The following is a 9697-nucleotide window of genomic DNA, read 5'->3' as shown; positions in this document are numbered from 1 at the left end:
TTGACCAAAGTGGCCAGCGCGGCGAACAGCGACGCATGGGCGAGCGAGCCGGTCTGTACGCCGTCTTCTTCGGCCTCATTCCAGGCCTCGGCCAGATATTCCAGCGCCAGCTGGCGCTCGCCGCTTTCGCGGTCAAAAACGCCCAGTCCGGAAGCGGGGGCAAACATGGTTTTACTCGTCGTCATGATACCTCGGGTAGCACAGGCGATTGCGGCGGGCGCGGCAGAAGTAACCCGAAGGTTAACAACACGTATGCTATTGTACCGATTTTCACAACCACGCCAGCCTATTCGGCGAAGCGGCTGTGAATGTCGCGGGCGGTGCGCTCGGCTTCCCGCAGCAGGCGGTCGAGGGCCTCGCGGGCGGCCGGCGTACAGCTGCGGTGAAACCGCGCATAGGCCGTATAACCCGTATTGAAGGCGCCGGCCAGCCGCTGGCGCCGCTCCTCGTCGGGCTGGTCGAGTGCGATCAGGTCGCCCGCCTGGGCGCGCCAGTCCACCTCTGTACTGCCACACAGGGGCTGCAGAAAATACAGGCTCCCCATGATCTCGGAGAGCCGCTCCATCTGCCTTTGATAGGGCGGGTCAATCGCCAGCACGGGCAGGGCGCCCAGTGCGAGCAGCAAAGCAAACATGATGGCACGCAGCTGAATTCTCATGATTGTTCCGTACAGCACGGGACGATCTCTATCAGCTTTGTTCCAGCACGGCGAAGGCCCTGGCGAGCACATCGTCGAGCCGGGTGGTGGTGCGAAAGGAAATCAGCGCGCTCGGATCAACCCATTTGTGATCGCTGACCTCGTCGGATGCCACGATCTTGCCGGTAAAATCGGGCGTGACAAAAACGGCCAGCCGAAACGCCAGGTCGCGCCCCAGTGCCTGCACCATTACCGGGCGCGGGTTGCGGATGACGATGCCGACCTCTTCGGCGATTTCGCGCGCCGCACACTGCTCAATGGATTCGCCGGGCTCCAGCCGACCGCCGGGCAGGGTCCACAGGCCCTTATAGGGATCATAGGCACGCTTGATCAGCAGCACCTTGCCATCGCGCACCAGGGCGACGCTGGCGGCATTGGGATTGTCGAGGAGCAGATCCTGGGTCACGGCGTGTCCGATTGCGATTCGTTGCCTCACAGACTACCTGTTGTTGGCCAATTGGGAGATACCGAACATGTGCGGTCGCTACGCTTCCACACTTCCGGCCGAAATGATGGAAGAGCTGTTCGCCCTGCTCAACCACATCGACATGGTGCCGCGCTACAATATCGCCCCGACCCAGCCGGTGGCCGCCATCTGGGAGGAGGGGGGAAGGCGCGAAGCGCACTTCGCCCGCTGGGGCCTGGTGCCGCGCTGGGTCAAGGATCCGCGCGAGTTTCCGCTGCTGGTCAATGCGCGGGTGGAAACCATGGGGGAAAAGCCTGCCTTTCGCGACGCGCTCAAGCATGGCCGCTGCATCGTACCGGCCAGCGGCTATTACGAATGGCACACCAATCCCGACAAATCCAAGCAGCCCTATTACATCACCTTTGCCGATGACCGGCCGATGGCGCTGGCCGGGCTCTACGCCACCTGGAGCGGCCCTGAGGGCGAGGAAATCGACAGCCTCGCCACCATCACCGTGCCGAGCAATAATCAACTCGCCGCCATCCACCACCGCATGCCGGCCATTCTGGAGGGATCGGCAATCGATGACTGGCTCAATGTGCGTGACGTGCGCGCCAACAGCGCCGCGCAACTGGCCCTGCCCCTACCCGATGGCGCACTGAAATTTCATCCGGTCTCGACGCGGGTCAATTCGGCGCGTGACGATGATCCGGGCCTGATCGCGCCGGTGACGGTGGCGAAGCCGGAGCCGAGCAAGAAAGTGGCGGGCGGCGGCGGGCAGCTGGATTTGTTCTAGACGCCGATCTCGAAGTAGCCGAGCGCGTCGCCCATCGCCTCTTCCTCGTAACCGAGATGGGACAGCAGCACGCGCTCCAGGGCCAGGTACACTTCCCTGGTGTCGTCAAAGCGCGTCTGGGTCGGCTCGCCGGCCAGGGCGTTCAACGCATCGACCAGTGCCAGCAGCAGCTCGTGCACCACCACGTGCTCGGCCTTGAGACGGTCAGCAATCGCCTTGAACACCGGCCCCTGTTCGGCCAGCGCCGGAAAGATTGCGTAATCTTCGATCGAGTGGTGGGTGTGCACGATCTGGCAGTATTGGCCGCACAGATTGCCGAAACGGCGAAAATTGGCAACCATGGCCAGATCAGCGGTCTCTGCCGCGATTTCCGCCGGGGTGACACTGCCGGTCCTGGCGCGCTCGATCAGCTTGCCGAGCGTTTTCATATTGTCGCGCAGATGATCGTGGATCATCCGCAAATGTTCACCGGGCTGACGCTGGGCCGCGGTCAGCCCCTCCAGTCTGGGGGCGGGGGGACGCGTGGCGTCATCGAGAAAAGCAATATTGAGCAACATGGCCGATAGATGGAGCGCTTTGTCGCCCCACTCAAGACGGCACATGCGTGTAACCTGATATCAGCCCAGCATCTTGCCGGGGTTGAGGATGCCCCTGGGATCGAGCGCGGTTTTGATGGTGCGCATCAGCGCCAGCGCCACCGGATCTTTGACCTGCCTGAGCAGCTCGACCTTGAGCTGGCCGATGCCATGCTCGGCCGAGACCGAGCCGCCCAGCCTGAGCACAATCTCATAGATCGCGACGTGCAGCTTCTCGTCATATTCGGCCATGAACGCCCTGGGATCGGCGCCCGCGGGCTGGCTGAAATTGAAGTGGATATTGCCGTCGCCCATATGCCCGAACGGCACGGCGCGAATGCCGGGCGACACGCGCTCAGCCGCCGCAATGCCCTCGGCGATCAATTGCGGGACGGCGGCAATCGGCACCGACACGTCGTGCTTGATCGAGGCGCCTTCCCTGGACTGCACCTCGCTCATCTGCTCGCGAAACGCCCACATGCGGGTGCGGTCGGCCAGCGATTCGGCGAACACCGCATTGTCGATCAGACCCTGTTCGAACGCGGTCTCGATAGCGCACATCAGGCTGCCGGCCTCGCCGCCCTGCATGCGCGCCACTTCGATCAGCCCATACCAGGGCGATGGCCCGGCAGTGGGGTTCTGATCGAGAAAACCATGCCTGAGCTGCATCTCCAGCCCGATCTGCGGCACGATCTCGAAGGCGTTGAGCCTTGTGCCGATGCGCGCCCGCAGCAATTCAAACAGCGGCAGCGCCGCTTCGGGGCCGGCGATGTTGACGATGGCGGTCTCGTAGTCTTCCGGCTTGGGAAAGAGTTTCAGCGTCGCTGCCGTGATGATGCCCAGCGTGCCCTCGGCCCCCACCAGCAGATCGCGCAGATCATAGCCGGTATTGTCCTTTTTCAGCGAGCTCAGGCCCTGATAGAGCTGACCGTCCGCCATCACCGCCTCGACGCCCATGGTCAGCTCGCGCGCATTGCCATAGGCCAGCACATTGACCCCGCCGGCATTGGACGAGAGTACCCCGCCGATCCGCGCCGAGCCTTGCGAGGCCAGCCAGAGCGGGAAGATGGTGTTATGCGCTTCAGCAGCGGCGTGGGCATTTTCCAGAACCACCCCCGCCTCGGCGGTCATCGTGCCCGCTGCCGTGTCGATGGCGCGAATGCGGTCGAGCCGGGCCAGGCTGACGATCACCTCATCGCCCCGCAGCGGCACCTGCGCACCCACCAGTCCGGTATTGCCGCCCTGCGGGATGATGCCGACGGCGTTTTCACTGGCCCAGCGCATGATCGCCTGCACCTGCTCGACCGAATTGGGCATGGCCACGGCGGCGGCCCCGGTGTGAAAGCGTTTGCGCGGTTCGTTGAGATAGCTCCCCATCTGGGCGGCCTCGCCGATCACGGCATTGGCGCCGAGCAGCGCACTGAGCTGGGAGACGATCGCTGAGGCGGAAAGGGGCATGGAAGAACCGTATTCTGGCTGTTGGTTGAATAGCGGTGAACTTGCACCGTCGAGCTTGCTTGTGCCACAAGCGTGGCCGCAGCTCCAGCACGGGAAATCATGGGCAAGGCGGGCAGCGGCGTCAACGCCATCGCCGCAGGCGCCGTGATGACGCGGGCGTGAGTGCAGCATAGCTGTCAAGCGATCTGGCCGGTGGCATTACCGGCGAAATGCACTAGGTTGATACTGGTATCGGAATGTCGGCGGGAAACGGCGCGACAACACATTGGGCGATGCGCTGAACCCGGCCAGACCGGCGGGTCAGCCAGTTCGCCGATAGCTGGCAACAGGCCGGCAGGAGCAGGTATGACGACGACGGACTTTCAATGGCCCGACTTCTATTTTGCCCGGCACGGGGAAACGGACTGGAATCGCGAGCAGCGCTACCAGGGCAGCATGGACATCCCCCTCAACCGCACGGGGCAGCTGCAGGCTGATGCCAATGGCATCCTGTTGCGCGAACTGCTCGAGCGCGACGGCGTCGATCCGGCATCGCTGAAATGGTTTGCCTCCCCCCTCAGCCGCGCCGCCGAAACCATGGATCGCATGCGGGCCGCCTTTGCCATGGACCTGCCGCCGGTGATTCATGACAAGCGGCTGATCGAGATTTCGTTTGGCGAGCTCGAAGGGCGGCTGCACGCCGAACTCAGCAGCGACCTGGCCCAGGCGCCGGGGGAACGCGACGCCAGCTACTGGCACTTCCGGCCCGAGGGTGGCGAAAACTACGCCGATGTGGCGACGCGCCTGCTCGGCTTTGCCCATGAACTGACCCAGCACACGGTCGTGGTCGCCCATGGCGGCGTGTTGCGCGTGCTGCGGCACCTGGTGGAAGGCACCGAGCGGGTCGATGTGCTCAATTGGCCGCCGCCGCAGGGGGTGATCGCCCATTTTGCCGGTCGGCGCATGACGCTCTATTCGGCGACCAATACCTGGGATGTCGCGGACAGCCCGGGCCGTTGATTGACCGCTTGGCCATAGGCCCCTAAAACGTCCGCAACATCCGGGGCCGCGCCATGTCGTTCAATACTTTCGGGACTTTGTTTCGCTTCACCACCTGGGGCGAAAGCCATGGGCCGGCGCTCGGCGTGGTGGTGGATGGCTGCCCCCCCGGCTTGACGCTGACCCCCGAAATCATCCAGCGCGATTTGGATCGCCGCAAGCCGGGCCAGTCGAAATATACCACCCAGCGGCGTGAGGCCGACGCGGTCAAAATCCTCTCTGGCGTGTTCGAGGATGAGCGCACCGATGGGCCGCGCACCACCGGCACGCCGATTTCGCTGGTCATCGAGAACACCGATCAGCGCTCCAAGGACTATTCGGAAATCCGCGACAAATACCGTCCGGGCCACGCCGACTATACCTATGACCAGAAATACGGCATCCGCGACTATCGTGGCGGCGGTCGCACCTCGGCCCGCGAGACGGCCGCGCGGGTGGCCGCTGGCGCCATCGCCCGGCAGGTGCTCGGTGGCGTCACCATTCGCGCCAGCCTGGTGCAGGTGGGCCCGCACAAGATCGATTATGCCAATTTTGACTGGGCGCAGGTCGACCAGAACCCCTTCTTCTGCGCCGACGCGACGGCGGCCGCGCACTGGGCCGACTATCTCGACGGCATTCGCAAGGATGGCAACTCGGTCGGGGCGGTGATCGAAGTGGTCGCCGAGGGCGTGCCGGCGGGCTGGGGCGCGCCGATCTATGGCAAGCTGAGCGCCGATCTGGCCTCGGCGATGATGAGCATCAACGCGGTCAAGGCAGTGGAAATCGGCGCGGGCTTTGAAGCAGCAAGCCTGACCGGCGTCGACAATGCCGACCAGATGCGCGCGGGCGCCGACAAACCCTATTTCCTCTCCAATCAGGCCGGCGGCATCCTGGGGGGCATCTCCAATGGCGATCCCGTGGTCTGCCGCTTTGCCGTCAAGCCGACCTCATCGATCATCACCCCGCGCCAGACGGTGACCACGAGCAATGAGGATACCGACATCATCACCAAGGGCCGTCATGACCCCTGCGTCGGCATTCGCGCCGTGCCGGTTGGCGAGGCCATGATGGCGCTGGTGCTGGCCGACCATTATCTCCGCCATCGTGGCCAGACAGGCCGTGAGGGCGCGGTGGGGTTCGAGCGGAACTAGGCAAGTCCGACTTGGTGCTTCCCCCGGACATTTGCCCGAGGAAAAGCTGGTTGCCCTGCCTGCACCGAGGCCGGTGAATGGTGCAACCCGGTCTGGCCGCTACTTGCTTTCAACCGACCCAAGCGATTTCGCGCTACCCTGCAGGGCGGCACAGGCCGCAGACCAGGCCGGATCAGCCGGATCGAGTGCACTGCGCAGATAGGCCCAACTCAGCCGCTGTACCGCCCCCAGGCGATCAGGATCTTCATCCGTTGTCTCCTTGGCATCATAGCCGGCGATGCCACCGAGTCCGTGTCCGCCGCCAACCAGGGTCAGCAGGCTCTTGGGTCCGGGGCTGAGATGATAGGGATCGGCATGCCACGCTGCGCCGCGCACATTGAGGTGTGGGTTGATATCGGCATCCCCGGCAACCACCAGCGCTGGTGTCGTCATGTGGGAGAAGTCAGGGTTGAGAGCCGAATAGTTCTCGGCAGCAAAGCTGCTGAGGTCGCGGCCACTGCCCGGAGCGGCCAGCAACACGCCCGCCCGGAAGCGGCTGTCCATCAGGTTGACGTCGATCGCCGTGTTATCCCGGGGGTCGGTCAGGCGCGCGCCCAGCAGCATGCCGACGGTTTGCCCACCCATCGAGTGTCCCACGGCGGCGACGCGGTCGCGGTTCAACCGTCCCGTGAGGCCGGGAACGGCAGCTTCGATGGTGTCGAGCTGGTCCAGAACCCGCGACATGTCTTCGACACGCGAGCGCCAGAACAAGGGGGCGCCGGGGGTCTCGCTGCCCAAGGCATAGCTCCTGGCGCTCAGATGGGTGGGCTGAATGACGACAAAACCATGGGCAGCCCAGAAATTGACCAGCGGGCCATAGCCATTCAGCGAGGGAAGATAGAGCGAGGGTCCATGGCCATGGGACAGCACGATGACGGGCAAATCGTGCCCGCTGACCGGCGCGCTGATGCGGACTTCAAGATCGAGCGCCCGTCCCGGTGCCGACAGGGTAACGGGGGCCACAGAGATCACCGGTACTGGCGCATTGGTGGGGATATGCAGGGCTTCAGAAAGCAGTCTGTTCATTGAAGAATGGTCCTTGTGTTGACCGCCCCACCCCTGCCAAAGCGCCGCCCTGGATTGCCGCAATCGACGCAGTCGGGTTGATTGCGGTGCTTGGCGAATGCTGCTCGGCCATGCTAAATGGATGAAGTGGAGCGTTGTTCCGATTAAATACGGAGCGGTGTTCCGTTTGTCAACACTATGCGGAACTCTGTTCCGTTTTGTATGGGGAGCATCGGTGACCGAGGATTTGCCGGACCAGACCGAACAGGGAAAGAAGCCGCGCGTGCGGGCCGACGCGCAGCGCAATCTTGATGCCCTGCTGCTGGCGGCGAAGGCGGTATTTGCCAGCGCCGGCGTGGACGCGCCCGTGCGGGAGATCGCCGAGCGGGCAGGGGTCGGCGTCGGCACGCTCTATCGTCACTTCCCGCAGCGCGCCGATCTCATCAAGGCGGTGTTTCGCCGCGAACTTGACGCCTGCGCCGACGCAGCAACCCAATTGGCGCACACCAACACGCCGGGCGACGCGCTGGCGGCCTGGGCACAGCGCTTTGTTGATTTCATCTCAGCCAAACGCGGCCTGGCCGATGCGCTGCATTCCGGCGATCCCGCCTATGAGGCCTTGCCGGCCTATTTCGACGCGCGGCTGCGGCCCGCCCTGACGGAGCTGCTGAGCGCGGCCGTCGCTGCTGGCGACATCCGCGCCGGTACCGATCCCGACGAGCTGTTGCGCGCCATCGCGCGACTTTCCGCGCCCGGCCCGGATGGCGACACGGCGTTGGGGCGGCGCATGGTGGGCCTGCTCATCGATGGCTTGCGCTATGGTGCCAACGCTGGGGCCGACAAGTCCTAGGCTGGCTTATGCGCGGCTGGGGATCGCAAATTTTTGCGGGAATGACGCCATGCGGCTGAGGCGGTGCGGGCTTCGACGCCACACCGGGCTCACTCAGCCTAGCGTTGTCTTCCGGAAAATCACCACCGTCTCGGTATTGCCGTCGCCGCCGGTAATGGGGGAGGGGATCGACAGGCGGTGGGTGAAGCCCTCGGCGGCCATGAAGGCGATCATCTCGGTCAGCGCCGTGTCGATGGCCTCCTGGCTGGTGACGATGCCACCCTTGCCGACATTCTTCCGGCCGACCTCAAACTGCGGCTTGAACAGGATCACCGCATCGGCCCCCGGCGCGCACAGCGCCAATGGCGCAGCCAGCACCTTGGTAACCGAGACAAAGCTGACATCGGAGACCAGCAGGTCGATGGGCTCGGGGATCATCTCGGCGGTCAGATCCTTGGCGTTGACGCCTTCCATGCTGACCACACGGTCGCTGCCCTTGAGGCGCTTGTGCAACTGGTCGTGGCCGACATCGACGGCATAGATCCGGCTGGCGCCGCGCTCCATCAGAACCTGGGTGAAGCCGCCGGTGGATGAACCAATATCGACGCAGATCTTGCCATTGCTGTCGATGCCGCCGGCCTCAAGTCCCGCCACCAGCTTAAGGGCGGCGCGCGAGACATAATTGGCTGCCGGATCGCTGAGCTCAACGATGTCGTCCTTGCCCACCATCTGGTTCTGCTTGACGGCGGTGACGCCATTGAGCGTGACGGTGCCCCGCAGAATGGCGTCCCGGGCGCGGGCCCGGCTGGGCAGCAGGCCGCGCTGCTCCAGCGCCAGATCGAGGCGGATGCGCTCGCTCATCCCTGTACCAGGCGCTTGACCTTGGCTGCCGCAGTGTCCTGGTCCTCCTCATAGGCAATGGTGCCCTGGAAGGTGCCGTCGGCATTGACCAGAAAGGTCAGCGCCGTGTGGTTGACCAGATAATAGGGGTCGCCGGGCTCGCCGACCTTTTCCGAGAACACGCCAAAGGCTGCCTTGGCATTTTCAGTTTGTTCCAGACTGCTGGCGACCAGTCCGATGACGCTGGGGTCAAAGCCTTCGACATATTCCTTGACCATTTCCAGCGTGTCGCGCTCGGGATCAACCGAGACAAAGATGATCCGCAGATCATCGGGCGCCAGGCCAAGTTGGTCGCGAATGGCCGTGGTTTCGGCCAGCGTCGTCGGGCACACATCGGGACAGTAGGTGTAGCCAAAAAAGATCAGGCTGGGCGTGCCCGCCAGATCATCCTGGGTGAAGGCGCCGCCCTTGGTCGAGTTCAGCGCAAATTCCTGCCCGGTAATGCCGAGCGGCCGGGCCGGGGGCTGGAAGACGTAGAGGGCGGTGGCGCCGATCGCCACCACGGCGACCAGAACCCACAGGATAATGCGGAAATTGCGTAGCGTTTTCGTGTTCATGATGTCTCGTTGGCAAGAATGACTAGGCGTCGAGCGGCTCGGTGCCAGTCGGATTGCCATCGCGCGACAGGGTGATCTTCTCGATACGGGCTTCGGCAGCCTTCAACAGGCCTTCGCAATGGGCCTTGAGGGCCTCGCCACGCTCATAGATGGCAATCGACTCAGCCAGCGGGGCCTTGCCCGATTCCAGCTTGCCGACGATTTCTTCGAGCTGGGCCAATGCAGCCTCAAAGCTCAGAGTCTTTACGTCGTCATTGTCCGCCATCA

Annotated in this window: 12 protein-coding genes and 1 pseudogene; 4 read left to right on the top strand and 9 right to left on the bottom strand. The window is 64.0% G+C overall.

Going from position 1 to position 9697, the window contains the following annotated elements; translation table 11 throughout:
- The 3 genes and pseudogenes from Q8O80_RS02840 to Q8O80_RS02830 all read right to left on the bottom strand — a co-directional run.
- A pseudogene (locus Q8O80_RS02840) lies at nucleotides 1-185 on the bottom strand (hypothetical protein); the annotation flags it as partial.
- 101 nt (nucleotides 186-286) lie between these two features.
- Nucleotides 287-658 (bottom strand): TIGR02301 family protein, encoded by a 372-nt coding sequence (locus tag Q8O80_RS02835; RefSeq protein ID WP_305576705.1) that lies wholly within the window; start codon nucleotides 656-658, stop codon nucleotides 287-289.
- A 31-nt stretch (nucleotides 659-689) separates the two neighbouring features.
- Nucleotides 690-1103: an NUDIX hydrolase gene (locus Q8O80_RS02830; protein ID WP_305576703.1), complete on the bottom strand. Its 414-nt coding sequence runs from the start codon at nucleotides 1101-1103 to the stop codon at nucleotides 690-692.
- 67 nt (nucleotides 1104-1170) lie between these two features.
- On the opposite strand from Q8O80_RS02830, the gene Q8O80_RS02825 reads away from it, so the two are divergent.
- Entirely contained in the window at nucleotides 1171-1899 is a 729-nt protein-coding gene (locus Q8O80_RS02825) for an SOS response-associated peptidase (protein ID WP_305576701.1), read from the top strand.
- On the opposite strand, the gene Q8O80_RS02820 is transcribed toward Q8O80_RS02825, so the two are convergent.
- Together Q8O80_RS02820 and Q8O80_RS02815 are read right to left on the bottom strand one after the other, a co-directional pair.
- Nucleotides 1896-2501: a hemerythrin domain-containing protein gene (locus tag Q8O80_RS02820; RefSeq protein ID WP_305576699.1), complete on the bottom strand. Its 606-nt coding sequence runs from the start codon at nucleotides 2499-2501 to the stop codon at nucleotides 1896-1898. The two genes, Q8O80_RS02825 and Q8O80_RS02820, sit on opposite strands and share 4 nt — an antisense overlap.
- 15 nt (nucleotides 2502-2516) lie before the next feature.
- Nucleotides 2517-3932 (bottom strand): FAD-binding oxidoreductase, encoded by a 1416-nt coding sequence (locus tag Q8O80_RS02815; RefSeq protein ID WP_305576697.1) that lies wholly within the window; start codon nucleotides 3930-3932, stop codon nucleotides 2517-2519.
- Nucleotides 3933-4277: 345 nt separating this feature from the next.
- Between Q8O80_RS02815 and Q8O80_RS02810 the strand changes: the two genes are divergently transcribed.
- Both Q8O80_RS02810 and aroC read left to right on the top strand, forming a co-directional pair.
- Nucleotides 4278-4931: a histidine phosphatase family protein gene (locus Q8O80_RS02810; protein ID WP_305576695.1), complete on the top strand. Its 654-nt coding sequence runs from the start codon at nucleotides 4278-4280 to the stop codon at nucleotides 4929-4931.
- A gap of 53 nt (nucleotides 4932-4984) precedes the next feature.
- Nucleotides 4985-6100 carry a chorismate synthase gene (gene aroC / locus Q8O80_RS02805; protein WP_305576693.1) on the top strand — a complete coding sequence of 372 codons (1116 nt, stop codon included), beginning with the start codon at nucleotides 4985-4987 and terminating at the stop codon, nucleotides 6098-6100.
- A gap of 99 nt (nucleotides 6101-6199) precedes the next feature.
- On the opposite strand, the gene Q8O80_RS02800 is transcribed toward aroC, so the two are convergent.
- A complete protein-coding gene (locus Q8O80_RS02800) occupies nucleotides 6200-7165 on the bottom strand; it encodes an alpha/beta fold hydrolase (RefSeq protein ID WP_305576691.1) in 966 nt (321 codons plus the stop codon).
- Between the two features lie 214 nt (nucleotides 7166-7379).
- On the opposite strand from Q8O80_RS02800, the gene Q8O80_RS02795 reads away from it, so the two are divergent.
- Complete coding sequence (locus tag Q8O80_RS02795) at nucleotides 7380-7994, top strand: TetR/AcrR family transcriptional regulator (protein ID WP_305576689.1); 615 nt, start codon at nucleotides 7380-7382, stop codon at nucleotides 7992-7994.
- 93 nt (nucleotides 7995-8087) lie between these two features.
- Here the strand turns inward: Q8O80_RS02795 and Q8O80_RS02790 are convergent, their stop codons facing one another.
- The 3 genes from Q8O80_RS02790 to Q8O80_RS02780 are packed head-to-tail and all read right to left on the bottom strand — an operon-like array spanning nucleotide 8088 to nucleotide 9695.
- Nucleotides 8088-8834, bottom strand: a complete 747-nt coding sequence (locus tag Q8O80_RS02790; protein ID WP_305576687.1) for a TlyA family RNA methyltransferase — start codon at nucleotides 8832-8834, stop codon at nucleotides 8088-8090.
- Nucleotides 8831-9430 carry an SCO family protein gene (locus Q8O80_RS02785; protein ID WP_305576685.1) on the bottom strand — a complete coding sequence of 200 codons (600 nt, stop codon included), beginning with the start codon at nucleotides 9428-9430 and terminating at the stop codon, nucleotides 8831-8833. Before Q8O80_RS02785 ends, Q8O80_RS02790 begins: the two co-directional genes overlap by 4 nt.
- 22 nt (nucleotides 9431-9452) lie before the next feature.
- Nucleotides 9453-9695, bottom strand: a complete 243-nt coding sequence (locus Q8O80_RS02780; RefSeq protein WP_305576683.1) for an exodeoxyribonuclease VII small subunit — start codon at nucleotides 9693-9695, stop codon at nucleotides 9453-9455.
- Nucleotides 9696-9697: the final 2 nt, after the last annotated feature.

The organism is Devosia sp., from assembly GCF_030689745.1.
Lineage (GTDB): Bacteria > Pseudomonadota > Alphaproteobacteria > Rhizobiales > Devosiaceae > Devosia > Devosia alba.
Note: the sequence above shows the minus strand (reverse complement) of the source record. Positions and strands in the feature narration are given on the sequence as shown.

Bases quoted from the DNA above. Each gene is read 5' to 3' on its own strand.
- Q8O80_RS02800 (WP_305576691.1), bottom strand. From the start codon at position 7,165: ATGAACAGACTGCTTTCTGAAGCCCTGCATATCCCCACCAATGCGCCA.
- Q8O80_RS02815 (WP_305576697.1), bottom strand. From the start codon at position 3,932: ATGCCCCTTTCCGCCTCAGCGATCGTCTCCCAGCTCAGTGCGCTGCTC.
- Q8O80_RS02790 (WP_305576687.1), bottom strand. From the start codon at position 8,834: ATGAGCGAGCGCATCCGCCTCGATCTGGCGCTGGAGCAGCGCGGCCTG.
- aroC (WP_305576693.1), top strand. From the start codon at position 4,985: ATGTCGTTCAATACTTTCGGGACTTTGTTTCGCTTCACCACCTGGGGC.
- Q8O80_RS02835 (WP_305576705.1), bottom strand. From the start codon at position 658: ATGAGAATTCAGCTGCGTGCCATCATGTTTGCTTTGCTGCTCGCACTG.
- Q8O80_RS02825 (WP_305576701.1), top strand. From the start codon at position 1,171: ATGTGCGGTCGCTACGCTTCCACACTTCCGGCCGAAATGATGGAAGAG.
- Q8O80_RS02810 (WP_305576695.1), top strand. From the start codon at position 4,278: ATGACGACGACGGACTTTCAATGGCCCGACTTCTATTTTGCCCGGCAC.
- Q8O80_RS02820 (WP_305576699.1), bottom strand. From the start codon at position 2,501: ATGTGCCGTCTTGAGTGGGGCGACAAAGCGCTCCATCTATCGGCCATG.
- Q8O80_RS02780 (WP_305576683.1), bottom strand. From the start codon at position 9,695: ATGGCGGACAATGACGACGTAAAGACTCTGAGCTTTGAGGCTGCATTG.
- Q8O80_RS02785 (WP_305576685.1), bottom strand. From the start codon at position 9,430: ATGAACACGAAAACGCTACGCAATTTCCGCATTATCCTGTGGGTTCTG.